General features: G+C 74.1%; 24 protein-coding genes and 1 pseudogene. 8 read left to right on the top strand and 17 right to left on the bottom strand.

Going from position 1 to position 24,673, the window contains the following annotated elements:
• Positions 1 to 158 precede the first annotated feature (158 nt).
• Positions 159 to 1,148 carry a zf-HC2 domain-containing protein gene (locus IE251_RS02405; RefSeq protein ID WP_189751209.1) on the bottom strand — a complete coding sequence of 330 codons (990 nt, stop codon included), beginning with the start codon at positions 1,146 to 1,148 and terminating at the stop codon, positions 159 to 161.
• Positions 1,145 to 1,858, bottom strand: a complete 714-nt coding sequence (sigE, locus tag IE251_RS02400) for an RNA polymerase sigma factor SigE (RefSeq protein ID WP_189751208.1) — start codon at positions 1,856 to 1,858, stop codon at positions 1,145 to 1,147. The genes IE251_RS02405 and sigE overlap by 4 nt, the downstream gene beginning before the upstream one ends.
• Positions 1,859 to 2,092: 234 nt before the next feature.
• On the opposite strand from sigE, the gene IE251_RS02395 reads away from it, so the two are divergent.
• Positions 2,093 to 2,791 (top strand): O-methyltransferase, encoded by a 699-nt coding sequence (locus IE251_RS02395; RefSeq protein WP_307784819.1) that lies wholly within the window; start codon positions 2,093 to 2,095, stop codon positions 2,789 to 2,791.
• Between the two features lie 129 nt (positions 2,792 to 2,920).
• Here the strand turns inward: IE251_RS02395 and IE251_RS02390 are convergent, their stop codons facing one another.
• Complete coding sequence (locus IE251_RS02390; protein WP_018544333.1) at positions 2,921 to 3,088, bottom strand: DUF3117 domain-containing protein; 168 nt, start codon at positions 3,086 to 3,088, stop codon at positions 2,921 to 2,923.
• Between the two features lie 378 nt (positions 3,089 to 3,466).
• On the opposite strand from IE251_RS02390, the gene chcB reads away from it, so the two are divergent.
• Positions 3,467 to 4,270: a 2-cyclohexenylcarbonyl CoA isomerase gene (gene chcB / locus IE251_RS02385; RefSeq protein ID WP_189751207.1), complete on the top strand. Its 804-nt coding sequence runs from the start codon at positions 3,467 to 3,469 to the stop codon at positions 4,268 to 4,270.
• Positions 4,271 to 4,297: 27 nt separating this feature from the next.
• Here chcB and IE251_RS02380 read toward each other — a convergent pair whose 3' ends face one another.
• Together IE251_RS02380 and IE251_RS02375 are read right to left on the bottom strand one after the other, a co-directional pair.
• On the bottom strand, positions 4,298 to 4,885 hold the full coding sequence (locus IE251_RS02380; RefSeq protein WP_189751206.1) for a DNA-3-methyladenine glycosylase I: 588 nt from the start codon (positions 4,883 to 4,885) through the stop codon (positions 4,298 to 4,300).
• Positions 4,882 to 5,253, bottom strand: coding sequence for a DivIVA domain-containing protein (locus IE251_RS02375; RefSeq protein ID WP_189751205.1), 372 nt, complete (start codon positions 5,251 to 5,253; stop codon positions 4,882 to 4,884). Before IE251_RS02375 ends, IE251_RS02380 begins: the two co-directional genes overlap by 4 nt.
• A 135-nt stretch (positions 5,254 to 5,388) precedes the next feature.
• On the opposite strand from IE251_RS02375, the gene folP reads away from it, so the two are divergent.
• A complete protein-coding gene (gene folP, locus IE251_RS02370) occupies positions 5,389 to 6,249 on the top strand; it encodes a dihydropteroate synthase (RefSeq protein ID WP_189751204.1) in 861 nt (286 codons plus the stop codon).
• Positions 6,250 to 6,543: 294 nt separating this feature from the next.
• On the opposite strand, the gene IE251_RS02365 is transcribed toward folP, so the two are convergent.
• Positions 6,544 to 7,302: an LOG family protein gene (locus IE251_RS02365; RefSeq protein ID WP_189751203.1), complete on the bottom strand. Its 759-nt coding sequence runs from the start codon at positions 7,300 to 7,302 to the stop codon at positions 6,544 to 6,546.
• A gap of 105 nt (positions 7,303 to 7,407) precedes the next feature.
• A complete protein-coding gene (gene dapE / locus IE251_RS02360; protein WP_189751202.1) occupies positions 7,408 to 8,487 on the bottom strand; it encodes a succinyl-diaminopimelate desuccinylase in 1,080 nt (359 codons plus the stop codon).
• A 95-nt stretch (positions 8,488 to 8,582) separates the two neighbouring features.
• Between dapE and IE251_RS02355 the strand changes: the two genes are divergently transcribed.
• A complete protein-coding gene (locus IE251_RS02355; RefSeq protein ID WP_189751201.1) occupies positions 8,583 to 9,575 on the top strand; it encodes a VldE C-terminal domain-containing protein in 993 nt (330 codons plus the stop codon).
• A 315-nt stretch (positions 9,576 to 9,890) separates the two neighbouring features.
• Positions 9,891 to 10,373, top strand: coding sequence for an ATP-binding protein (locus tag IE251_RS02350; protein WP_030778950.1), 483 nt, complete (start codon positions 9,891 to 9,893; stop codon positions 10,371 to 10,373).
• Positions 10,374 to 10,459: 86 nt separating this feature from the next.
• Here IE251_RS02350 and IE251_RS02345 read toward each other — a convergent pair whose 3' ends face one another.
• Together IE251_RS02345 and fdxA are read right to left on the bottom strand one after the other, a co-directional pair.
• Positions 10,460 to 11,557 (bottom strand): bifunctional succinyldiaminopimelate transaminase/glutamate-prephenate aminotransferase, encoded by a 1,098-nt coding sequence (locus IE251_RS02345; RefSeq protein WP_189751200.1) that lies wholly within the window; start codon positions 11,555 to 11,557, stop codon positions 10,460 to 10,462.
• A 124-nt stretch (positions 11,558 to 11,681) separates the two neighbouring features.
• Entirely contained in the window at positions 11,682 to 11,999 is a 318-nt protein-coding gene (gene fdxA / locus IE251_RS02340) for a ferredoxin (RefSeq protein WP_030614838.1), read from the bottom strand.
• A gap of 139 nt (positions 12,000 to 12,138) precedes the next feature.
• On the opposite strand from fdxA, the pseudogene IE251_RS02335 reads away from it, so the two are divergent.
• A pseudogene (locus IE251_RS02335) lies at positions 12,139 to 13,146 on the top strand (GNAT family N-acetyltransferase); the annotation flags it as partial.
• 583 nt (positions 13,147 to 13,729) lie between these two features.
• Complete coding sequence (locus IE251_RS02330) at positions 13,730 to 14,596, top strand: transglutaminase family protein (protein ID WP_189751199.1); 867 nt, start codon at positions 13,730 to 13,732, stop codon at positions 14,594 to 14,596.
• Positions 14,597 to 14,608: 12 nt separating this feature from the next.
• On the opposite strand, the gene IE251_RS02325 is transcribed toward IE251_RS02330, so the two are convergent.
• The 8 genes from IE251_RS02325 to IE251_RS02290 form a co-directional block, all read right to left on the bottom strand.
• Positions 14,609 to 15,223, bottom strand: a complete 615-nt coding sequence (locus IE251_RS02325; protein ID WP_189751198.1) for a response regulator transcription factor — start codon at positions 15,221 to 15,223, stop codon at positions 14,609 to 14,611.
• Positions 15,220 to 16,380, bottom strand: coding sequence for a sensor histidine kinase (locus tag IE251_RS02320; RefSeq protein ID WP_189751309.1), 1,161 nt, complete (start codon positions 16,378 to 16,380; stop codon positions 15,220 to 15,222). Before IE251_RS02320 ends, IE251_RS02325 begins: the two co-directional genes overlap by 4 nt.
• Before the next feature lie 32 nt (positions 16,381 to 16,412).
• Entirely contained in the window at positions 16,413 to 17,153 is a 741-nt protein-coding gene (locus IE251_RS02315; protein ID WP_189751197.1) for an ABC transporter permease, read from the bottom strand.
• Positions 17,150 to 18,079, bottom strand: coding sequence for an ABC transporter ATP-binding protein (locus IE251_RS02310; RefSeq protein ID WP_229896541.1), 930 nt, complete (start codon positions 18,077 to 18,079; stop codon positions 17,150 to 17,152). Before IE251_RS02310 ends, IE251_RS02315 begins: the two co-directional genes overlap by 4 nt.
• Before the next feature lie 145 nt (positions 18,080 to 18,224).
• On the bottom strand, positions 18,225 to 20,678 hold the full coding sequence (locus IE251_RS02305) for a hypothetical protein (RefSeq protein WP_189751195.1): 2,454 nt from the start codon (positions 20,676 to 20,678) through the stop codon (positions 18,225 to 18,227).
• Positions 20,679 to 20,836: 158 nt separating this feature from the next.
• Positions 20,837 to 21,253: a DUF6113 family protein gene (locus tag IE251_RS02300; protein WP_189751194.1), complete on the bottom strand. Its 417-nt coding sequence runs from the start codon at positions 21,251 to 21,253 to the stop codon at positions 20,837 to 20,839.
• Entirely contained in the window at positions 21,250 to 22,104 is an 855-nt protein-coding gene (gene mshB / locus IE251_RS02295) for an N-acetyl-1-D-myo-inositol-2-amino-2-deoxy-alpha-D-glucopyranoside deacetylase (RefSeq protein WP_189751193.1), read from the bottom strand. The genes IE251_RS02300 and mshB overlap by 4 nt, the downstream gene beginning before the upstream one ends.
• 47 nt (positions 22,105 to 22,151) lie before the next feature.
• Positions 22,152 to 22,346 carry a hypothetical protein gene (locus IE251_RS02290; RefSeq protein WP_030614868.1) on the bottom strand — a complete coding sequence of 65 codons (195 nt, stop codon included), beginning with the start codon at positions 22,344 to 22,346 and terminating at the stop codon, positions 22,152 to 22,154.
• A 172-nt stretch (positions 22,347 to 22,518) separates the two neighbouring features.
• On the opposite strand from IE251_RS02290, the gene IE251_RS02285 reads away from it, so the two are divergent.
• The gene (locus IE251_RS02285) at positions 22,519 to 24,648 is read left to right on the top strand and encodes a S9 family peptidase (protein WP_189751192.1); all 2,130 of its coding nucleotides are present in this window, start codon (positions 22,519 to 22,521) and stop codon (positions 24,646 to 24,648) included.
• Positions 24,649 to 24,673: the final 25 nt, after the last annotated feature.

Genomic DNA, 24,673 nt, shown 5'->3' with positions numbered 1-24,673 from the left:
CCGGCGTTTTCCGCTGTCCGTCCGCCGGCGGCACGCCGTTCCCCTCGTTCATGCTCTCCCCACGGCTGGTCACGGGACATCGGCCGCCGCCCCGGGTCGGCGCCACGGCACGGCGTCCCAGGATTCAACCAGGTGTGCGGGCCGTGGCGCAGTGACGGTCAGGGCGAGGGGGGCGGGGAGGCCGTGACGGGGGAGGGCGTGGTGTCGGGGACGGGGGCGGGCAGGGGGCCGGAGCCGGTGGCCCCGGGAGGCGTGAGCCAGTCGGTGAGCGGAAGGGCGACCGGCTCGTCCAGCGGACGTATCAGCGGGGAGACGGCGGCCGCACCGGCGAACACCGGCGCGGTCAGCGCGCGTACCGCCTCGGCGCGGGCCTGTCCGGAGGCCGGGGCGGGCACTCCGGGCAGCAGCGGCGCGGACAGCGTGGTCGGCGCCACCGGGGCCGAGCCGAGCAGCGCGCCGCCCTGGGCGAGCAGCGGTCCCATGGGACGCCGGCGCTGACTGTCCGGGGTGGCCGCGCCACCGCCCGTGCCGGCCGAGCGCACCGGGATGACGCCGGAGCCGCCGCGGGCGTCCGTGGCCGGGTCGCCGGGGAAGCCGGTGGTCACGCCGCCGAGGGCCAGCGCGGCCAGCGACACCGCGCCGGCGGCGGCGAACGCGAAACGCCGGCCGCGCGAGGCGGTGCGGGCGTCGTCCGGGCGGCCGACGGGGTGGATGCGGAAGCCGTCGTCCCGGGGTCCGCCGGCGCCGTCCGCGCCGGTCGGCAGCAGTCCGTGCGGGCGGGCCGGGACGTACCCGAACGGCAGGCGGTCGCCGCGCCGCGCCCCGAAGGGCCCGAGGCCGCCGGAGGTGCCGGGTCCGGGCCCGGGTGACGGCGTGCCGCCGCCGTCCGGATCTCCCCCGGGAAGGCCCTGGAGGCGGGCCAGGAGGCTCGCCGAGGGCGGGGGCGGGGCGGCCTCCGCGAAGACGTTCTTCAGCGCGCGCTGGGCGTCCGCCTCGGCCTTGCACCGGGCGCAGGTGGCCAGGTGCGCGAGGACCCGCTCACGCGTCTCATGACCGAGTTCCCCGTCCACCAGGGCGGAGAGCCGGTCTCCCAGGTGCTGCTCTGCGAGGTGTGCCTCCCCGGCAGGTTTCGACCGAGATCCACTCACGCGGTCGCGCCCCCTCCTCCCAGCGCGGGGACCCGGGCCAGGAAGGAGCGCCGCTCGGCCGCGCGGGCCTCCGGGGAGCGGTGTGCGAGCGCCTTGCGCAGCTGGGACCGGCCGCGGTGGATACGGGAGCGGACCGTGCCGAGCTTCACGCCGAGGGTGGCGGCGATCTCCTCGTACGACAGTCCCTCGATGTCGCACAGGACGACGGCGGCGCGGAACTCGGGCGCCAGGGTGTCCAGGGCCTGCTGCACGTCGGCGTCGAAGTGCGCGTCGTTGAACAGCTGCTGCGGGGTGGGCTCGCGGCTGGCCAGGCGCTCGGCCGCGTCCTCGCCGAGGGCGTCGAAGCGGATGCGCTGCTTGCGCCGGACCATGTCCAGGAAGAGGTTGGTGGTGATGCGGTGCAGCCAGCCCTCGAAGGTGCCCGGCGAGTACGTCGACAGGGAGCGGAAGACGCGGACGAAGACTTCCTGGGTGAGGTCCTCGGCATCGTGCTGATTGCCCGTCAGCCGGTAGGCCAGTCGGTAGACGCGGCCGCTGTGCGTGCTGACGATCTCGTCCCACGTGGGCGGAGTCCACGCCTGCCCGTCCGCGTCGGTGGTGAAGGTCGCGGTCGGGGTCTCGCCTGCGGCGGTCCCGGCGGCGTGGCTGTCAGCAGCGGTGTCGGTCACGGATTTCGGCCTGCCCGCCGACCCGAGGAAGCGCCGCAGCACTCCACCCCGGTCCCCGGGCGCAGCCGCACCTCCCCTGTCGGCTCTGGTGGTGTCCAGTGGAGCCCCTACCATAGCCACCTCGCCCGTTAGCTCCGGATAAGCGGTTTTACGAGAATTTGATACTTGCTGATCCGGCTCATCCGGCTGCGTCAGCAGTTGCTCGGCGTCCTGCCTCACCGCTCGCCCCCCGTCGCGTCGCCGGCCACCGTCTCATCCCTGTAAACGCACGGGCTCATCTGCGGGTTCCCGCCGCCAACGGATACAGTCACGCCCAGGCAACCACGGGGACAGGAGAGGGTCATTACCGCCAACCGGCAGACGAGCTGGGCGTTCGCCGACGCCTTTGTCGCCGAGGACGAAGCGCTGCGCTGGGCCCGCGAACGGGCCCGCGAGGCAGGGCTGCGCTCGGTGGCGCCCAGCACGGGCGCCGCGCTGCGACTGCTCGCCGCCTCCGTGGACGCGAAGGCGGTCGCGGAGATCGGCACCGGCTGCGGGGTGTCCGGCATTCATCTGCTGCACGGGATGCGGCCGGACGGGGTGCTCACGACGGTGGACCCGGAGCCGGACCACCAGCAGTTCGCCCGGCAGGCCTTCCGCGGCTGCGGCTTCGCCAGCAACCGGGCCCGGTTCATCCCCGGCCGCGCCCTGGAGGTCCTGCCGCGCCTCGCCGACGCGGGCTATGACCTCGTGTTCTGCGACGGGGACCGGCTGGAGTACCCGGACTATCTCGCCGAATCGTTGCGCCTGCTGCGGCCGGGCGGACTGGTGGTCTTCGAGGGCGTGTTCGCGGACGGCCGTACGGTCGACTCGGGGCCCCAGCCCGCCGAGGTGCTGCGGCTGCGGGAGCTGCTGCGCACGGTGCGGGAGAGCCAGGAGCTGGTGTCGTCGCTGCTGCCGGTGGGCGACGGGCTGCTGTGCGCCGTCAAGCGATGACGGCGGCGCCTGGGGTGCGCGGGGTGCCCGCGGTACCGGCCGAGGGGGCCGCGCCGGCCGCCCCCGAAGACGCGGCTGCCCCGGCACCGCGTACGATGCCGGGGCAGGCGCGAGGACAGAATCGGGACGTCAGACGACGACCTTCTTGAGGGCGTCGCCAAGCGCCTCGGCCTCGTCAGGGGTCAGCTCGACGACGAGTCGACCGCCGCCTTCGAGCGGAACGCGCATGACGATGCCCCGCCCCTCCTTGGTCACCTCGAGCGGGCCATCACCCGTCCGCGGCTTCATGGCCGCCATGCTCGTTCCCCTTCCTGAAACCAGCTCATCGTCTCTGCCGGTACCCCCGGGCAGGGGGCACCCGCCATCCGGAACGGACACGCGACACCGGCATCGAACACATTGCTTCCTGGCCATTATCCCGCATGGCAGGACCCGATGACCAACATCGGTCGGCATCGCTTGGGCAACGCGCGCGAGCAAAACCACCCAATTCGGCGATGTGCCTGCGATACTGCGCCACCCCGCGAGGCTCCTGCGACCGGCTCCGTCCTGGTTTTCTTTGACGCAGGTCACACGTCCGCTCCGGCCGCCGGCCGGGGATCTCCGCCATGCTGTCCTCAGACAGGGACGTACTGAGCGGTACGTCACCAGCGGCTACTCCGGAGGGGACACGCCATGGCCGACACCGTGCTCTACGAGGTGAGCGACGGACTCGCGACGATCACGCTGAACCGCCCGGAGGCGATGAACGCGCTGAACATCGCGACGAAGGCGGCCCTGCGGGAGGCGGCGGAATCGGCGGCCGGGGACACGGCCGTACGGGCGATCCTGCTGACCGCCGCCGGGGACCGGGCCTTCTGCGTGGGCCAGGACCTCAAGGAGCACATCGGGCTGCTGGCCGGCGACCGGGAGACCGGCGCCGGGCAGACGATGAGCACGGTCAAGGAGCACTACAACCCGGTCGTGCGGGCCCTGGCCGGGGCGCCGAAGCCGGTGGTCGCGGCGGTGAACGGCGTCGCGGCCGGCGCCGGGTTCGGCTTCGCGCTCGCCGCGGACTACCGGCTGGTGGCCGACACCGCCGCGTTCAACACCTCCTTCGCGGGCGTCGCCCTGACCGCCGACTCCGGCATCTCCTGGACGCTGCCCCGGGTGATCGGCCCGGGCCGCGCCGCCGACCTGCTGCTGTTCCCGCGCAGCATCAGCGCCCAGGACGCCCTGGAGCTGGGCATCGCCAACCGGGTCGTACCGGCGGGCGAGCTGCGCGCCGAGGCCGAGAAGGTGGCGCGGGCGCTGGCCGAGGGGCCGACCGTGGCGTACGCGGCGATCAAGGAGGCGGTGGCCTACGGGCTGACGCACTCCCTGGAGGAGACGCTGGAGAAGGAGGACGAGCTGCAGACCCGGGCCGGGCGGTCCGAGGACCACCACATCGCCGTCCAGGCGTTCGTCAACAAGGAGAAGCCGAAGTACCTGGGACGGTGACGCGCCGCGGGCCCGCGGCCTCGTCCGCTACGGCGTGCCGCGGGCCACGCAGGCCTCCAGGTGGTCGTCGACCAGGCCGCACGCCTGCATCAGGGCGTACGCCGTCGTCGGGCCGACGAAGCGCAGGCCCCGCTTCTTCAGGGCCTTGGACAGGGCCGTGGACTCCGGGGTCACCGCCGGGACGTCGTCCAGGGTCCTGGGGACCGGGCGGGCCGTCGGGTCCGGGGCGTGGGACCAGATCAGCTCGTCCAGCTCGCCCTCGGCCCAGTCGGCGAGCAGGCGTGCGTTGGCGAGCGTGGCGTCGATCTTGGCGCGGTTGCGGATGATGCCCGGGTCGGCCAGCAGGCGCTCGCGGTCGGCGTCGGTGAACGCGGCGACCTTCTCGATGCGGAAGCCGGCGAAGGCGGCACGGAAGCCGGGGCGGCGGCGCAGGATCGTGATCCACGACAGGCCCGACTGGAAGGCCTCCAGGCTGAGCCGTTCGAAGAGGGCGTCGTCGCCGTGGACCGGGCGGCCCCACTCCTCGTCGTGGTACGCCACATAGTCGTCGGTGGACAGGGCCCAGGGGCAGCGCGGGGCGCCGTCCGGCCCGGCGACGGCGGCTCGGCCGGTCATCGCTGCTCCTCCCGGCCCTCGTCGGGCTCCGTCCGCGGGTGCTCGGCCCGCTGTTCGTGCGCGGCGGCCCGGGCGCCGGCCAGCGCGGACTCCAGGCCGGCGATGCGGGCGTCGCGTTCGGCCAGTTCGGCGGCGAGCCGGCCGAGCGCGTCGTCCACGTCGGCCATGCGGTAGCCGCGCGGCGCGACCGGGAAGCGCAGGCTCTCCACGTCCGCGCGGTCCACCGGCCGGTCCGGTGGCAGCGGGTCCTGGAGCCGCTCCGGCGCCGCCTCCGGCAGCGGGGCGCTCTCCCCGCCGCCGACCACGGCCAGGGTCACCGCGGCGACCACGACGGCCAGCGCGACGACCAGGAACAAGAACATCACCATCGCCTCAGGGTCCCCACGCTCGTACCGGACGCTGCCGGCAGCGGTATCTGTCAGGCTCCGATCGTGCCATGCGAGTCTGACAGTTAGGGTCACAGGCGGCCGTACAGCGGGACGTACTAGGAGAGGGCAGGGCGGATGCTCAGGCTGGGCAAGCGGGAATTCGGGCCGCACGAGCCGGTGATCATGGCGATCGTGAACCGGACGCCGGATTCCTTCTACGACCAAGGGGCCACGTTCCGCGACGAGCCGGCCCTCGCGCGGGTGGAGCGGGCGGTGGCCGAGGGCGCCGCGATCGTGGACATCGGCGGGGTCAAGGCCGGGCCCGGCGAGGAGGTCTCCGCCGAGGAGGAGGCGCGCCGCACGGTCGGCTTCGTCGCGGAGGTACGGCGCCGGTTCCCCGATGTGATCATCAGCGTGGACACCTGGCGGGCGGAGGTCGGCGAGGCCGTGTGCGAGGCGGGCGCGGATCTGCTGAACGACGCGTGGGGCGGCGTCGACCCCGGGCTCGCCGAGGTCGCGGCGCGGTACGGCGTGGGGCTGGTGTGCACGCACGCGGGCGGGGCGCAGCCGCGGACCCGGCCGCACCGGGTGACGTACGACGACGTCATGGCCGACATCCTGAACGTGACCCTCGGGCTGGCCGAGCGGGCGGTCTCGCTGGGGGTGCCGCGGGAGTCGGTGCTGATCGACCCCGGGCACGACTTCGGGAAGAACACCCGGCACAGCCTGGAGGCGACGCGGCGGCTGGACGAGATGGTGGCCACGGGCTGGCCGGTGCTGGTGTCGCTGTCCAACAAGGACTTCGTGGGCGAGAGCCTGGACCGGCCGGTGAAGGAGCGGTTGATCGGCACGCTGGCCACGACGGCCGTGTCCGCGTGGCTCGGCGCCCAGGTGTACCGGGTGCACGAGGTGGCGGAGACCCGGCAGGTGCTGGACATGGTCACCGCCATCGCCGGCCACCGGACCCCCGCGGTGGCCCGGCGGGGCCTGGCCTGACCGCGGTGAAGGCGGCGGTGGTGAACACCCCACGCCCGTGAACCCTCGGGTCGCGGGTCCTCGGTGAGCCGGCCGGTGGCCTGGAGCAGGGTGTCCACGCCCTCGGGATCGTCCTCGAGGAAGCCCGTGGCCTCATCGAGCGCCGCCGGCTCCTCCTGGACTTCCCACGTCACTCCGTGCTCCTCCCCGCGGCTTCGAGGAGTGTCCGCCGCGCCTCGGCGATGGGGTGGGCAGCGGACATGAACCCAGTGTGCGGCCAGATGACACTTCCGTTCAGTGGCTGCGCACTTCTCCCTACCGCCCCGCCTCCTTCGACACCAGGGACACCGCCTCCTCCACCTCGTCCGTGACGTGGAACAGGAGGAGGTCCTTCTCCGCGGCCTTGCCCTGGGCGACCAGGGTGTTTCTCAGCCAGGACACCAGGCCGCCCCAGTACTCGCTGCCGAAGAGGACGATCGGGAAGCGGGTGACCTTCTGGGTCTGGACGAGGGTGAGGGCCTCGAAGAGTTCGTCCAGGGTGCCGAGGCCGCCGGGGAGGACCACGAACCCCTGCGCGTACTTCACGAACATCATCTTGCGGACGAAGAAGTAGCGGAAGTTCAGGCCGATGTCGACGTAGGGGTTGAGGCCCTGCTCGAAGGGCAGCTCGATGCCGAGGCCCACCGAGATGCCGCCCGCCTCGCACGCCCCCTTGTTGGCCGCCTCCATCGCGCCCGGGCCGCCGCCGGTGATGACCGCGAAGCCAGCCTCCACCAGCCCCCGGCCGAGCCGCACCCCCGCGTCGTACTCGGGCGAGTCCACCGGTGTCCGCGCCGAGCCGAAGACACTGATGGCGGGCGGGAGTTCGGCCAGCGTGCCGAAGCCCTCGATGAACTCCGACTGGATGCGCAGCACCCGCCAGGGGTCGGTGTGGACCCAGTCGGTGGGAGCGCGCTCGTCCAGCAGCCGCTGGTCGGTCGTGCTGGCGGTGACCTGGCCCCGCCGCCGGAGGACCGGACCGAGCCGCTGCTCGTCCGGCGGCTGCTTCTTCCCCTCGGGGTTTCCGGTAGCCATGTGCGCTCCCTCCGCTTGCCGGCAGTTCCTTCTCAGCCTAGATCCATACGGGTTACGGACGGGGGACCCCGGCGTGTCCGGCAGGCACCGGCACCCGTGCGGCCCTTACGCGGTGAGCCAGTTCCGCAGCCGCTCCTCGCCCGCGAGGATCTTCGCGGTCTCCACCCGCTCGTCCCGCTTGTGCGCCAAGTGCGGGTTGCCGGGGCCGTAGTTGACCGCCGGGATGCCGAGCGCGGAGAACCGGGACACGTCCGTCCAGCCGTACTTGGGCCGCGGGGTGCCGCCCACCGCCTCGATGAAGGCCGCGGCGGCCGGGTGGGACAGGCCCGGCAGCGCGCCCCCGCTGTGGTCGTCGACGACGAACTCCGTCACGCCGCAGTCCGCGAACACCTCGTGGACGTGCGCGATCGCCTCCTCCTCGGTGCGGTCGGGGGCGTAGCGGAAGTTGACCGTCACCACGCACTCGTCGGGGATGACGTTGCCCGCCACTCCCCCGCCGATGCGCACCGCGTTCAGGCCCTCGCGGTACTCCAGCCCGTCGATGACCGGCCGGCGCGGCTCGTAGGACGCGAGGCGGGCCAGGATGGGGGCCGCCGCGTGGATGGCGTTGGAGCCCATCCAGCCGCGCGCCGAGTGCGCCCGCTCGCCCGTGGTCTTCAGCAGCATCCGCAGCGTGCCCTGGCAGCCGCCCTCCACCTCGCCGTCGGAGGGCTCCAGCAGGACCGCGAAGTCGCCCTGGAGCCACTCCGGACGGGCCTCGGCGACATGCCTGAGGCCGTTGCGCTCGGCCTCGACCTCCTCGTTGTCGTAGAACACGAAGGTCAGGTCGCGGTTGGGGGCGGGGACCGTGGCCGCGATGCGCAACTGCACCGCCACGCCCGACTTCATGTCGCAGGTGCCGCAGCCCCACAGCACGCCGTCGTCGTCGAGCCGCGAGGGCAGGTTGTCCGCGATCGGGACGGTGTCGATGTGGCCGGCCAGGATGACGCGCTCGGCGCGGCCCAGGTCCGTCCGGGCGATCACGTTGTTGCCGTACCGGTCCACGGTCAGGTGCGGCAGGGCGCGCAGGGCGGTCTCGATCGCGTCCGCGAGCGGCTTCTCGGTGCCGCTGACCGACGGGAAGTCCACGAGCCGCGCGGTGAGCGTGGCGGCGTCCAGCGTGAGGTCAAGGGAGGTGTCGGGCATGGCCTCGACCCTAGCGCGCCACCTGCCGGAACACCGCCGGGCCGACGGCGCGGACCCCACGCGGGGCACCGGCCGGGCTCCAGTACCTTGTACGCGTGCCAGAGCCGTCCCCCACCTCTCCCGAGCGCCGTGGCCGCCGTTTCCGTTTCACGGCGGCCCTGTTGGTCCTGTGCGGTGTCGCCGCGTACCTCGTGGTGCAGTACGTCACCGGAGGCGGCGGAGAACGCGGCTGCAAAGTGGTCTCGGCCTCCGGTGACGGGGCCGCCTACGAGTTCACGCCCGAGCAGGCGGAGAACGCGGCCACGATCGCGGCCGTGGGGACCGGGCGCGGGATGCCCCAGCGGGCCGTGACGATCGCGCTGGCCACCGCCATCCAGGAGTCGGGGCTGCGCAACATCCGGCACGGCGACCGGGATTCGCTGGGCCTGTTCCAGCAGCGCCCCTCGCAGGGCTGGGGCAGCGAGCGGCAGATCATGGACCCGTCGTACGCGGCGGGCATCTTCTACGCGCACCTGGCCGAGGTGCCGCACTACACGGACCTGCCGCTGACGGTGGCCGCGCAGCGGGTGCAGCGCAGCGGCTACCCGGAGGCGTACGCCAAGCACGAGTCGGACGCCACGCTGCTGGCGGCGGCCCTGACCGGGCGCGCGGCGGCCACGCTGACCTGTGACGGGCGCCCGCAGCACACGGCGCCCGAGACCGGCCCGGACGCGGTACGGGCCGCGCTGGTACGGGACTTCGGGCGCGACGCGCTCCAGGAGACCGGCGCGGTGGTGGGCGGGGCGCCCGTGCCGTCGCCGTCCCCGTCGCCGAGCGTGACCGCGACCGCGCGCGGGCGGACGGTGACGGTTCCGGTGCCGGAGGGCGCGAGGACGGACGCCGCCGGGCGCGACGAGCTCGAGCGGGGCTGGCAGCTGGCGCACTGGGCGGTCGCCAACTCCTCGGCGCTGCGCATCGAGCGGGTGACGTACGCCGGGCGGGAGTGGACCGTGGGGAGCGACTCCGACGAGTGGCGCCCCGTCGCCTCCGAGGGGGCCGCCGGGGCGGAGCGGTCCGCCGGGGCCGTCCGGATCGTGGCCGCGCAGTAGGCCGTTGGCAGCGGGCCGCACAGCAGTGCGGCCGGTCACTCCCGCGGGTTGTGCTCCGCCGGAGTGACGGGACGGTCGGCGCGGATGCTCCTCCGGGGGCGGAAATCCTTGGGAGATCAGGGACCGGAAGGTTTCTGCGCGGCGAAGACGCGAACCTTCTTTGCCCGTTTTTATCCACACCCGATAATGCGATGCGTTATCCATTCTTTACCCGGGGCGTCCGCAACCTTCGCGGGCTTCGAGCGGTAGTCACGGCGTCCGAGCCGGAGACGGGCTCGGGCGCAGACACCGTTCTCTCCCGTCGAATGGAGCATCATGTCCCTCCCTCTGACCCGCCGGATCGCCCGTGCCGCGCTGCTCGTCGCAGCGGGAGCGGCCGCCGGGGTCGGTGCGGCCGGCTCCGCCGGTGCGGCCACGAACCTGCCCGACGTCGGCCCCAACCTGAGCGGGCTGACCGCGCTGGACGGGGCGCACGCCGGTGACGCCGTCGACAGTGCCGCACGGCAGGTGACCTCGGTCGCGGGCCACACGGGCGGCAAGGCGGTCGAGCAGGCGGTGCCGGCCGCGGGCAAGACCGGCGGCAGCGCCGTGAAGCGGACGACTCCGGTGGCGCAGAAGGCCGCGGGCGACGCGGCCGGGGCCGCGGGGGGTGTCCTCGGGGACGCCGCGGTCGGCGCGACGAAGGGCGGCGGCCTGCCGACGGACTCGCTCACCAAGGGCGGGCTGCCGACGGACTCCCTGCCGACCAAGGGTCTGCCGACGCAGGGTCTGCCCACGCAGGGCCTGCCGCTCGGCTGAGGCCGCCGGTGCCGGTGAACGGGGTCCAGGGAGCTGCCTGGGCCCCGTTCGCCGTTGTGCCCGCGCCCGCGGCGCCGGTCAGCGGGTCAGCGGGTCAGGCGGGAGACGGCCGCCTGGACGCGTTCGTCCGTCGCCGTGAAGGCCACCCGTACGTGGCGTGCGCCCGCCTCGCCGTAGAAGTCGCCCGGGGCCACCAGGATGCCCTGGTCGGCCAGGTGGGCGACCGTGGTCCAGCAGGACTCGTCCCGGGTGGCCCACAGGTAGAGGCTCGCCTCGCTGTGTTCGATGCGGAAGCCGTGGGCGAGGAGGGCCGAGCGCAGCGCCTCGCGGCGGGCCGCGTAGCGCGCGCGTTGTTCCCGCACGTGGTCGTCGTCGCCGAGCGCGGCCACGACCGCGGCCTGCGTCGGCGCGGAGGTCATCATGCCGCCGTGCTTGCGGATCTGCAGCAGCGGGCCGAGGACCTCCGGGTCGCCGGCGACGAAGGCCGCGCGGTAGCCCGCCAGGTTGGACCGCTTGGACAGGGAGTGCACGGCGACGATGCCGTCGTAGGAGCCGCCGTTGACGTCCGGGTGCAGGACCGAGACCGGGTCGGCCTCCCAGCCCAGCTCCAGGTAGCACTCGTCGGAGAAGAGCAGGACGTCGTGGGCGCGGGCCCAGGCGACGATGTCCGTCAGCTCCCGCTTGGTCAGGACCCGGCCCGTCGGGTTGGACGGGGAGTTCAGCCAGAGCAGCCGCAGGTTCGCCGGGTCCAGCTCGCGCGGGTCGTCGTAGACCTCGTACTCGGCGCGGGCGAGGCGGGCGCCGACCTCGTAGGTGGGGTAGGCCAGGCGCGGGTAGGCGACCTTGTCGCCGGGGCCGAGACCGAGCTGGGTGGGCAGCCAGGCCACCAGTTCCTTGGAGCCGACGACCGGCAGGACGTGCCGGTGGGTGATCCCGCGGGCGCCCAGCCGGCGCTCCAGCCAGCCCGTGATCGCGTCGCGCAGAGCGGGGGTGCCCCAGACGGTCGGGTACCCCGGCGAGTCGGCCGCGTCGACCAGGGCCTTCCGGATCAGCTCGGGCACCGGGTCGACCGGGGTGCCCACCGAGAGGTCGACGATGCCGTCCGGGTGGGCGGCGGCCGTCTGCTTGTACGGCTCCAGCTTGTCCCACGGGAAGACGGGAAGCCGGTCGGAGACTGCGGACACGATCAGTGGCTCACTTTCGTACGGTGCGGCAAACGCCTCGGTCCCGTGCGGCGCTGATCAGGGTGATCGGGCCGTACGGGACCGAGGCGGCGCGGTTGCGGCCGCTTGACGCTCAGGCGGGCGCTCAGCCCTGCTTCGGCAGCTCGGCGACGAAGGGGTGGTCGCGCTCGATCAGCCCCAGCTTGCTGGCGCCGCCGGGCGAGCCCAGCTCGTCGAAGAACTCGACGTTCGCCTTGTAGTAGTCCTTCCACTCCTCCGGGACGTCGTCCTCGTAGAAGATCGCCTCGACCGGGCAGACCGGCTCACAGGCACCACAGTCGACGCATTCGTCCGGGTGGATGTACAAGGACCGCTGGCCCTCGTAGATGCAGTCGACCGGGCACTCCTCGATGCACGCCTTGTCCTTGACGTCGACACAAGGCTGCGCGATGACGTAGGTCACGCTGTCGTTCCTCCTCGATAGGGCGCTGGCGGGCCTCCTCAGGCCCGCCGCCTGGCGCGCGGGAGCGCGGCGTCGTCGATGCCCGCCCCTAGTATCTCCGTTCCGGAGCATGATCCGAACAGGAGGGGTGAACTGACCAGTGGAAATCTCGGCGACAGGACGCCTGGAGGTCCGAATCACCCCTGCTGACGTGGGGAAACGGGTCTCTGTACGGCGGTTGGGCGAACCCGGTGCCGGACCGGAGAAGTTCACTGACACGGTGGGTGTTCTCACATCCTGGGACGGTGGCGTGCTCATGATCACACGCCGGGACGGGGAAAGTGTCGGAATTCCGGAAGCCGCGCTGGTCGCGGGCAAAGTGATTCCCGCCGCACCGGCGCGCCGCCGGGGTCCCGCCGCCTCGTACCCGGAACTGGCGCGCGTCGCCGCGCGTGCCTGGCCGCCGGTGGAGAGCGAGCCGCTGGGCGACTGGGAGCTGCGGGCCGCCGCCGGGTTCACCCGGCGCGCCAACAGCGTGCTGCCGCTGGGCGACCCCGGGCTCGGGCTCGACGCGGCCCTGGACGCCGCACGGCGCTGGTACGGCGAGCGTGGCCTGCCGGCGCGGGTGCAGACGGCGACCGGCGCCGAGGGCACGCAGGAGCTGCTGTGCGCGGAGCTGGAGCGGCGCGGCTGGGTGCGGGAGGTGACCGCCGAGGTGTGGACCGGAGCGCTGGCGCCGGTCGCGGACCGGGCCGGCGGCGAGGGCGTGGTGCTGTCCCGGACGGCGGACGAGGCGTGGCTCGCCCGGTACCGGCGCAAGGGAGTGAGCGAGGTGGCCCTGCGGGTGCTGCGCGGCGGACCGTCGGTGTGGTTCGCGGCCGTGCCCGGTGCCGGGGCCGGCGAGCCGCCGGCGGCGATCGGACGGTGTGTCGTGGACGGCCGCTGGGCCGGGTTCGCCGCCGTCGAGGTGGACCCCGCCCGGCGCCGGGAGGGGCTGGCCACCGAGGTGATGGCCGCGCTGGCCCGGCGCGCCCTGGACGAGGGCGCCTCGGCGGCGTGGCTCCAGGTGGAGACGGACAACGAGGGCGGCAGGGCGCTGTACCGCGCCCTCGGCTTCCTGCCGCACCACGCCTACCACCACTACCGCGCCCCGGATGCACCGGCCACGCCCGACGCCGCACCGGCCGCACCGGCCGCGTCCACCACGCCCCACCACCCGCCGCAGGCACCGGCCGCACCCGACGCCGGACCGGGCTCACCGGCCGCATCTGCCGTCCCGGACCGCACGCCGGGAGGACCGGCCGCGTCCGCCGCAACCGCCCGCACGCCGGACCGACCGGCCGCGCCCGGCCACGTACCGGCAGGACCGCCCGGGCCCGCCGGCCCCGACCACACGCCACAGGAGCCACCCGGGCCCGCCGGCCCCGGCCGCCCGCCGGAAGAATCGACCGCGTCCGCCGCAACCGCCCGCACGCCGGACCAACCGGCCGCGCCCGACGCCGCACCGGACGCCTCAGCCGTCCCGGACCGCACGCCGGGAGGACCCGCCGCGCCGGCCGCAGCCCCCCGCACGCCGGACCAACCGCCCGCACCCACCACGCCCCACCACCCGCCGCAGACACCGGCCACGCCCGACGCCGCACCGGACGCACCGGACGCACCGGACGCACCGGACGCACCGGCCACGCCCGACGCCGGACCGGGAACACCGGCCGCGCCCCCCAACCGCCTCGGAAGGGCCTGAGCCTGTCATGCGTCAGCCGTATCTGCCGCCGCCGTATCCGCCCCCGCCGGAACGCTCCGCCGAGTTGCGGCGGCGGTTCGCCGAGGAGGCGCGGGCCGAGCGGCCGGATCTGCCGGCGCTGTGCCTGCTGATCGGCGCCGAGCTGGACGGCTCGCTGGACGACGCCGGTATCGACGCCTCGCAGGCGGAGCTGGACCGGCTGGCGGGCGAGCTGCCGTACCGGCCGGGCGGGCCGCGCGCGTGGGCGGAGGCGGCGCGCCGGCTGCTCGGCGACCGCCACGGTTTCCACGGCACGCCCGGCGACTACCAGCACCTGGAGTCCTCCCTGCTGCACGAGGTGCTCCGGCGGCGGCGCGGGCTGCCCATCCTGCTGTCGGTGGTGTGGCTGGAGGTCGCGCGCCGGGCCGGGGCGCCGGTGTACGGGGTCGCGCTGCCGGGGCACTTCGTGGTCGGGTTCGGACCGGCGGCGGACCGGGTGCTGGCCGATCCGTTCGAGGGCGGGCGGGTGCTCACCGGGACGGACGCCGAGCTGCTGGTGGTGGGCGCCACGGGCGCGCCGCCGGACCCCTCGATGCTGGAGCCGGCGCCGCCGCTGGAGGTCGTGCAGCGGGTGCTGAACAACATCCGGGCGTGGGCGGCGGCCCGGCCGGAGCGGTCGGACGTGGGACTGCGGGCCGTGGAGCTGGCGCTGCTCATCCCCTCCCATCCGGCGCGCCTGCGCTACGAGCGCGGGCAACTGCTGGTGCGGAGCGGGCAGTTCACGGCGGGCGCCGAGGAACTGGAGCATTACGCCGACCTGATCGAGGTGGTGGACGAGGCGGCGGCGCGCAGGATCCGGCAGGAGGCGGGCACCGCACGCGCCCAGCTCAACTGACCGGACACCCCCTTACAGCCACCCCTTCTCGCGGGCGATCAGCACCGCCTCCGCCCGGTTGCGGGCCGCCAGTTTCTGGATGGCCGTCGACAGGTAGTTGCGGACCGTGCCCGGGGACAGGTGCAGGGCCTGGGCCAGTTCGGCGTTGGTGGAGCCGTCGGCCGCCGCGCGGAGCACCTCGCGTTCGCGCTCGGTGAGCGGATTGGCGCCCTCGGCGAGCGCGGCGGCGGCCAGCGTGGGGTCGATGACCCGCTCGCCGGCCAGCACCTTGCGGATCGCCTCGGCGAGCTGCGCGGCGGGGGCGTCCTTGACGAGGAAGGCGTCGGCGCCGGCCTCCATGGCGCTGCGCAGGTAGCCGGGCCGCCCGAAGGTGGTGAGCACGACCAGCTTGACGTCCGGGTGGGCGCGGCGCACCCGGGCCGCGGCCTCGATGCCGGTGCAGCCGGGCATCTCGATGTCGAGCAGCGCCACGTCCACGCCGTGCGCGCCGACGGCGGCGACCACCTCGTCGCCGCGCGCGACCTGGGCGACGACCTCGATGTCGTCCTCCAGGCCGAGCAGCGCGGCCAGCGCCTCGCGGACCATCGACTGGTCCTCGGCCAGCAGGACCTTGATCGTGCTCGTCATGCCCCGGATCCTACGTCGGTCAGGGGGGCCGCCGGCACGCGGGCGACCAGCCGGAATCCCTGCCTGACCCGGCCTGCCCGCAGGGTGCCGCCGGCCTTGTGGAGCCGCTCGGTCAGGCCGGTCAGACCGTTGCCGGGTCCCTTGCCGGAGCCGCCGGAGCCGTTGTCCTCGACGGTGAGTTCGAGCACCGGGCCGTCCAGGGTCTCGTGGCGCGACAGGCGTACGGCGCAGCGGTCGGCGCCGCTGTGCCGGACCACGTTGGTGACCGCCTCGCGCAGCGCCCAGGCGAGGGCGGACTCGGCCTCTTCGGGGACGCCGGTGAGAGCGGGGTCGTGGGGCACCTCGGCGACGACCCCGGCGGCGGCCAGGGCGACCTGGGCGCCGGCGAGTTCGGCGGCCAGCCGGGGCCGCCGGTAGCCGGTGACGGCCTCCCGGACGTCGACCAGGGCCTGCCGGCTGACCTGCTCGATGTCGGCGACCTGCCGGGCCGCCTGCTCCGGGTGGCCCGGCAGCATCCGGCCGGCCAGCTCGCTCTTCAGCGTGATCAGGGAGAGCGAGTGACCGAGCAGGTCGTGCAGGTCGCGGGCGAGGCGCAGGCGCTCCTCGTTCGCGGCGAGCTGGGCGACGGTGGCCCGGGCCTTGCGCAGCTCGATGGTGGTGCGCACGAGCTGGCCGACGCCGGTCATCGCGAACCCGATGAGCACGACGAGGATGACCAGGCCGCGCGCCTCCCGCTCGTCGGAGCGCAGGCCGATCAGGTACATCACCAGGGCGGTGGCCGGGATGGCCCAGTAGGCGGCGCGCAGCGGCAGGGTGGCGCCGTAGGCGACCGCCAGGTAGACGAACAGGCCCAGCCAGGCGCTGCCGAGGGTGTAGGCCAGGACGGGGGCGAGGATGCCGAGGATCCCGCCGAGGGCGAGCACGACACCCCGGGCGAACGGGCGGCCGATGTTGCGGAAGACCATCGTCAGGTAGACCCCGACGAAGACGGCGAGGCCGCAGGAGCCCGCCACGGTGGCGGCGGTGGAGTGGTGGCCGCCGGCCAGGTCCTCGACGGGGGAGCTGAGGAAGACCAGCCAGACCCCGATCCACAGTGATTTGACCATCAGGTCGCGCCGGCTGGTGGGCGGCCGGCCCACGGGGGTGTGCCGCGGCATCGCGGTGTGCCGGTCTTCCGTCGTCGTGCCGCTCACGCCTTCAGCGTGTCCTTCCGGTACAGCCAGGCCGCGCCGCCCGCGAACAGGACGAAGGAGACGACGAGCACGGCGATGTCCTGGGCGTGCGGGGCCTGGCTCTGTTCGATGGCCCGTCCCAGGGCAGCGTACGCGTGGGTGGGCAGCCACCGGGCGATGTCCTGGAGCCACTGCGGGAAGGTGGTGGTGGGCATCCACAGGCCGCCCAGCATGGACAGCGCGAAGTAGATGATCATGGTGATGGGGCGGACCGCGTCACCGGTGGCCAGGTAGCCGAGGGCGACGCCGAGCGCGGCGAAGACCAGGCTGCCGGCCCAGACGGCGCCGCTCAGCGCGAGCCACTGCCAGGCGTCGAGGCGTACGTCCTTCACCACGGCGGCGACCGCGAACACGATGACGATGGACGGCAGGCTGACCACGGCCGCGCCGGCGGTCTTGGCGAGGACGTAGCCGCGCCCGGGCAGCGGGGTCAGCCGCAGCTGCCGTACCCAGCCGCTCTCGCGCTCCTTGGCGATGCGCTCGCTGTTGCCCATGAGCGTGGCGGTCAGGGCGCCGAAGGACGCCATGGAGACCATCATGTACGTCGGCAGGGTCAGCCCCGTGCCGTCGACCTCGGTGTGGCTGTCGGCGTTGCCCGCGATCAGCAGGAACAGGGCCGAGGGGTAGATCACGGTGAAGAACAGGAACTTGCGGTTGCGCAGGGCCCGGACGAGTTCCAGTTTGATCAGGCTGTTCACTGCTGCTTGGCCTCCTCGGCGGCGGTGATGGCGACGAAGGCCTGCTCCAGGCCGAGGCCGGCGACTTCGAGGTTGCGGGGGTAGAGGCCGAGGCCGTACAGGGCGTGGACGGTGGCGTCGGCGTCGGCGGACTGGATGCGGACGGTCTGGCCCGAGACGTCGATCCGGGTGACGGACGGCAGGGCGCCGAGCGCGCTTTCGTCGATGCCGCCGGCCAGGTCGAAGGAGATACGGCGGGCGCCCGCCCTGGCCTTGATCTCGGCGGCGGTGCCGTCGGCGAGGAGGCGGCCCCGGTGCAGCACCAGGACCCGGTCGGCGATGGCGTCGGCCTCTTCGAGGTAGTGGGTGGCGAACAGCACCGTACGGCCCTGGTCGGCCTGCTCCCGCATGGTGGCCCAGAAGGCCTGGCGGGCGGAGACGTCCATGCCGGTGGTCGGCTCGTCCAGGATGATCAGGTCGCTGTCGCCGGCGGTGGCGAGGGCGAACCGGACCCGCTGGGCCTGCCCGCCGGACAGCTTGTCGGCCTTGCGGTCGGCGATCGGGGTCAGGCCCGCGCGCGCCAGCACGTCGGCGACCGGGTACGGCCGCGGGTGCAGCGCGCAGGCCAGCTTCACCAGTTCGGCGACGGTGACCCCGTCCGTCAGCCCGCCGCTCTGCAGCATGGCGCCGACCCGGCCGGCCACGATGGCTTCGCGCGGGCTGGTGCCGAACAGGGCGACCGAGCCGCTGTCGGGCTGCTTCAGCCCGAGGAGCAGGTCGAGGGTGGTGGACTTGCCGGCCCCGTTCGGGCCGAGGAGGGCGACGGTCTCGCCCGGGTACAGCCGCAGCGAGAGGCCGTCCACGGCCCGCACGCTCCCGTACGTCTTGGTCACCTGGTCGAACCCGACCACCGGGGTGGTGGTGGCCGGTACCGCTGTCGTCGTCATGGCGTCCATGCTGGCGGCAGGGGGTGGCGGACCGGCAGTGCCGTGGGTCCTGACCGCCGGGTGACAGATGTCATGCGCGGCGGGTGACGGTACGGCGAGGGGCGCCCCCGCCGTGGAGACGCCCCGCTTCCCGTGCGGTGACCGGCTAGCTCGGGTCCGTCTCGATGATCCCGACCCGGTTGGTCCTGCTCATCAGCGCGGGACGCAGCGCCGCGTAGACGTCCTCGGGGGTGACGGCCGTCTTCTTGCCGTTGCCCCGGGTGATGAGCACCCCGTCGAAGGCCTGGCCGTACAGCTCCTTGAGGGCGGCCAGGTCGGGCTTGTCGACCAGCTTGCCGTTCACGGCCGTGACCCGGAGGAACTTCCACAGCGAGTTCTGCGGGCTGAACGGCACCGAGTGGGCCGCGTCCACCTGGACCGTCACCCGGCCCGACATCGCGGGCTCGGCGAACTCCTTCATCATCCGGTCGACCTCGGCGTCGGAGACCGTCGGCTGCCGGGTGGTGGTCGGCACGGCGACCGGGGTGGCGTCGCCCGTCTCCACCAGTGCCCGGAATGCCTGTTCGACCGCTTGGGCGGAGTGTTCGGCGTCGACGGCCTTGCCCGCCTTGCCGTAGACGGGCACGGCCTTGCCGGACTTGAACTCGATGGTGCCGTCGGTGGCCACGCCCGCGCCCGCCTGAGAGCCGCCCCCGGCCTGCTGGAGCGCGGCGTGCAGCTTCTCCTCGTCCACCGGCATCACCGGGGCGACCACGCGCTTCTGCCCGAACAGGGAGCCGACGACGTGGACCGGGTTGTAGTCGCTGTGCGCGGCCTCGCTGACGGTGGCCTGGTAGTCGAACTGGAGGCCCGCGTTCTCCGGCGTGAGGGTGACGGTCTTGCCGCCGACAGCGAGCTTCAGCGGCTTGTCGACCCGCTTGCCGAAGGCGTCGTCCAGCTTCTTGACCGCGTCGTCGCGGGTGCCGCCGCCGATGTCGACACCGAGCACGGTGGTGCCCTTGGGCACGTCGGTGTGGTTCATCAGCAGCCCGGCGCCGTAGGCACCGCCCGCGACGACGACCACGGCGGCGACGAGCAGCATCAGCTTGCTGCGGCCCTTCTTCTTCGGCTTGGCCGCCTTGGCGGCGGGGGCCGGTTCCGGCTTGGGCGCGGACGCCGCGGGTGCCGCCGGGCCGCCGCCGGGGGCGGCGAACGGGGTGCCGCCGCCCGCGCCGGGGACGACCGGGACGCCGCTGGTGACGGTCTGCCCGGAGACGTTGCCGGCGGCCGGCGAGCGGTAGCCGGGCGTGCCCGGTTCGGGGGCCGGCTTCTGCGGGGTGAGGATCGCGGTGTCGTCGCTGAGCCCGCCGCCGGGACCGCGGCCGGCCGGGCGGGTGCCCGCACCGGTGGGACCGGCGCCGGGGCCGTCGAAGTCCGCGAGGTCGGTCAGGGCGCTGCGCGGGGTGCCCTGGCCGGGGTAGCCGGCGTCGGCGCCCGAGGGGCCGTCGAAGGGGCCGCCCGCGCCGGGGCCGGGCGGCGGCACGAGGGTGCCGTCGCCGGTGACCGGGCCGCTGGTGGGGCCGGCGGGGCCCTGCGGTCCGCCGGGGCCGCCGGATCCGCCGGGCCCGTTGAAGCCGCTGGCGCCGCCGTGGCCGTTCGGGCCGCCGGGGCCGCCGTGGCCGTTCAGGCCGCCGGGGCCGGTGAAGTCGCCGGCGCCGCCCTGCCGGGGGGCACCGGCCGCACCGCCACCGTAACCGTCGGGTCCGCTCGCACCGCCGCCGTAGCCGTCCTGGCCGCCGTGGGCCGGGCGGTCCGCCGAGAAGTACGGCAGGTCGTCGCGGCGGGACTCGTCGGCACCGGGCGCACCGGGACCGGGGGTGCCGGGGCGGGAGCCGCCGCCCAGCGGGCCCGCGGTCAGCGCCTCGGTCACGTCGAAGGAGCCGGTGCCGCCGCCGTGGCCCGGGGCGACCGGGCCGCCGGTGGCACCGGGCAGGCCCTTGCCGCCGCCCTTGCGGCCGCCGGAGCGGGAGCCGCCCGGCGCGCTCATGGCGCCGACCACACCGCCGGGACGCCCGCCGGAGCGCGCGCCGGTGGCACCGGACGCGCCGGACGCACCCGGACCACCCTTACGGGGGCGCGCGGCGCCGGAGGCGGGGGCCGGGGCGGCCGAACCGCCCTGGATCCCGGCGCCGTTGGTGCCGCCGCCGCCCGGACCGCCCTTCGGGGCGCCGGACTTGCGGGGCGCGAACCAGTCGCTGGTCTTCTCCTCCGCCTGGCCGGCGGGCTCGGCCGGGACCTCGGCGGTGCCGTCGCCGGCGGGCGCGCGGTCCACCGCGGGCCGCTCCTCGGCGGCGGGCGTGTCGTCCCCGCCGCCCTCTCCGTCCGCGACGGGCTTGCGCACGACGACCGGCGGGATGGGCCGGGATCCGGGGATGTTGATCCGGATCCGGGTCGTCAGCGTGGTCTCGGTCTTCTTCTCGTCCGGCCGCGTGCCCGAACGGCCCGCGCCCGTACCGTCGTCGGAAGCCAGGGGGGTCCCGTACGGCGGTGTGCCGGAGGGGTATGCGGCTCCGCCGCGCCCGTTGGGCCCGGAGGACGGAGTGTCAGTTTCACGACTCAAGGCAGGTTCTCCCGGTTGGCTCCGCCGCCCTTACGACCTGACTGCTCGGGCGGCTCGGCGGCGCGCACCACCATACTGGCCACTTCTGGCGCGCATCCCACGACCGCTGAGGAAACCCACACGGGACTCGCACGTGCGCCGCACGGCGAAGTGGTACGTCACTTGCCAAGTCGGGCGGAGCCGCCGCCGGGTTGCCGTACGGCGCCAACGGTGGCACAGATCACAGCCAGCACCATGCCGCCGAGCAGGAAGAGATAGGAGCCGCCGCCCGCGCCGAACAGGAAGTCGCCTTCCGGGCGGGTGGTGGTGAGCAGGACCACGGCGACGAGCCAGCCCGCGGCCGGCGCGACCGCCCCGGCCCGGCCGCCGGTGGCGTAGGAGCCGCCGAGGAAGGCCCCGGCGGCGCCGGCGAGGGCGAGCAGCAGCCCGCCGGGGAACCAGGCGGCCTGCACCAGGGCACCGGCCGCGCCCACGAGCGCGCCGAGCACGAACAGGCCGGCGAGGGCGGCGGCCCGGCCGGGAGAGGGCGGGCGCAGCGGCTGGGCGAGCAGCGGGCCCGGTCGGCCGTCGCTCATGACGCCTCCTCGACACCCGCGAAGAGGTCGGTCTCCCCGGGCTCGGCCGTGCCGCGCACCAGCTCGTAGTACTCGGTGGTGAACAGCGGCTGGGCGAGGGCGTTGGAGAGCGCGAAGTACGGCCCGGCCACCTCGATCTGGGTGGCGTGGGCGCGCATCGCGGCGGCCTTGGCGGCGGCGTGCGCGCTGCCGTCGACGGCGGTGGTGATCCGCTCGTCGTCGACCACGCCCGGTACGTCGTCCACGGCCGCGCTCTTGTCGAAGGGCAGGGTGTCCAGCTCGTCCTGGAGGCGGGCGAAGGCGGCCTCGGCGACGGAGCGCGGGACGCGGTTCCAGTACACCTTGGCGATCCGGTGGCCGCGTTCGGCCGCGAGGTCGACGGCGCGCATGGCGACGCGGTGGGCCTGGACGTGGTCGGGGTGGCCGTAGCCGCCGTTGTCGTCGTAGGTGACGAGGACCTGCGGGCGGACCTCGAGGATCACCTCGGCGAGGTGGCCGGCGGCCTCGTCCACGTCGGCCTGCCAGAAGCAGCCGGGGTCGTCGTTGTCGGCGGTGCCGGTCATCCCGGAGTCGCCGTAGCGCCCGGCGCCGCCGAGCAGCCGGCCGTCGGTGACGCCGAGCGCGGCGAGGGCCGCGCCCAGCTCACCGCGCCGGTGTGTGCCCAGCGCGGGGCCCGCCAGATGCCGCAGCTCCGGCGGGATGACCTCGCCGCGCTCGCCCAGGGTGCAGGTGACCAGGGTCACATGGGCACCCTCGGCCGCGTACCTGGCCATGGTCGCGCCGTTGTTGATCGACTCGTCGTCCGGGTGCGCGTGCACCAGCAGCAGACGTCGCGCGGGCAGTTCCGTCATGGCACCACCCTACGAGGTCCCGCGCACCGCCCCCGGCGACACCGGCCCTAGAACTTGATGCTGCCGATCATGCCGGCGACGTTGGTCGTCAGCTCCCTGATCGTGGGCGCGATGGTCGAGGAGGCGAGATAGAAGCCGAGCAGAATGCAGACGACCGCGTGACCGCCCTTCAGTCCTGACTTCTTGATCAACAGGAAGACGATGATCGCCAGCAGCACCACCGCCGAAATCGAGAGTGCCACGGCGGCTCACCTCCAAAGATCCCAGGGACGCGGGTTCTAGATCAGTTGAGCAAATCCATGCAGACGCCAGCAGGTTCATACCCACACAGCGGTAGTGATCATAACTATCCGTGTGCGCGCATCGCTCGGCGCACAGCCGCACAAGGGGGCGCATGGCCAATATGGTCGGGGTATGACGACCGAGGCTGACTCCTTCCCCCGCCGGCACGCCCGGACGCAGCGGTTCACGCTCGGCGCGCCGCGTTCCTTCACCGTGGCACCCGACGGCGCGCGCGTCGCGTTCCTGCGTTCCGGCTCGGGCACCGACCGGGCCAACTCCCTGTGGGTACTGGATCTTCCGGACGGCACCGAGCGCCTGGCGGCCGATCCCGGGGTGCTGCTCCAGGGCTCCCCGGAAGAGCTGCCGCCCGAGGAGCGGGCCCGCCGCGAGCGGAGCCGGGAGGGGGGTGCGGGCATCGTCGGTTATGCCACCGACAATTCCGTGGAGCTGGCGTCCTTCGCCTTGTCAGGGCGGCTTTTCACGGCGGAGCTGCGGGCCGGGACGGCACGTGAACTCCCCGTTCCGGGACCGGTGGTCGACCCCCGTCCGGCCCCCGACGGGCGGCACATCGCCTACGTCGCGCGGGGCGCGCTGCGGGTGGTGGGCGCCGAGGGGGACGGCGACCGGGCGCTGGCCGAGCCGGAGTCGGCGGAGGTCTCCTACGGGCTCGCGGAGTTCGTCGCGGCCGAGGAGATGGGGCGTTCGCGGGGCTTCTGGTGGGCTCCGTCCTCGGACCGGCTGCTGGTGGCGCGCGTGGACGACACGCCGGTGCGGCGGTGGTGGATCGCGGACCCGGCCCGTCCGGAACGTGAGCCACTCAACATCCGGTACCCGGCGGCGGGCACCCCCAACGCGGACGTACACCTGTTCGTTCTCGGGCTGGACGGCAGTCGCACGGAGGTGGTCTGGGACCGGGCCCGCTATCCCTATCTGGCACGTGTGCACTGGTCAGAGGCGGGTGCGCCGCTGCTGCTGGTGCAGGCGCGGGACCAGCGCAGCCAGCTGTTCCTGGCCGTGGACCCCGATTCCGGGGCCACCCGGATGGTGCACGCCGACGAGGACTCAGATTGGCTGGAACTTTTCGCTGGTGTGCCCTGCTGGAGCCCCTCGGGGCGGCTTGTCCGTATCGCGGACGAGGGCGGCGCCCGGGTGCTGACGGTCGGAGAACGGCCGTTGACCAGCGCACAGTTGCACATTCGTGCGGTTCTGGACGTGGGTTCCCGGGACGTACTGGTTTCCGCCTCTTCCGGTCCGGAGGCCGCGGCGCCGGAAATTGGCGAAGTTCATGTGTACAGGGTGAACGAGTTGGGCGTGGAGCGCGTGTCGGAGGAGCCCGGTGTGCACTCCGCGGTGCGCGCCGGGGGTGTGACCGTCCTGGTGTCCGCGGCCCTGGACCGGCCGGGCACCCGGGCCCGGGTGCTGTGCGACGGGAAGCCGGCGGCCACGATCCGGTCGTACGCCGAGGATCCGGGGCTGCGTCCGCGGGTCACGCTCACCGAGGGGGGCGCACGCCGAATTCCATGCGCCGTGCTTATGCCACGGGACTACCCCGGTGACACTCCCCTGCCGGTCCTGCTGGATCCCTACGGCGGCCCGCACGGGCAGCGGGTGGTGGCCGCGCACAACGCCCACCTCACCTCCCAGTGGTTCGCCGACCAGGGTTTCGCGGTGCTCGTCGCCGACGGCCGGGGCACCCCGGGCCGCTCCCCCGCGTGGGAGAAGGCGATCCGGGACGACGTGGCGGCCGTGGTGCTCCAGGACCAGGTCGACGCGCTGCACGCGCTCGCCGAGCGGTACCCGCTGGACCTGGACCGGGTGGCGATCCGGGGCTGGTCCTTCGGCGGCTATCTGGCGGCGCTGGCGGTGCTGCGCCGCCCGGACGTCTTCCACGCGGCGGTGGTCGGCGCGCCCGTCACCGACCTCAGGCTCTACGACACCCACTATCAGGAGCGCTACCTCGGCGACCCGGGCGAACAGCCGGAGGTCTACCGCCGCAACTCGGTGATCGACGACGCGGGCCTGGTCGACGCGGCCGAACCGCACCGCCCGATGATGGTGATCCACGGGCTCGCGGACGACAACGTGGTGGTCGCCCACTCGCTGCGGCTGTCCTCCGCCCTGCTGGCCGACGGCCGGCCGCACGAGGTGCTGCCGCTGTCCGGGGTCACCCACATGACCCCGCAGGAGACGGTCGCGGAGAATCTCCTCCGCCTCCAGCTGGACTTCCTGCGGCGCTCCCTGCCCCCGGTGAAACGCCCGTGAACTCCGTTAACACACAGGCAACTTC

Source organism: Streptomyces eurythermus (assembly GCF_014649115.1).
Taxonomy (GTDB): Bacteria; Actinomycetota; Actinomycetes; order Streptomycetales; family Streptomycetaceae; genus Streptomyces; species Streptomyces eurythermus.
Note: the sequence above shows the minus strand (reverse complement) of the source record. Positions and strands in the feature narration are given on the sequence as shown.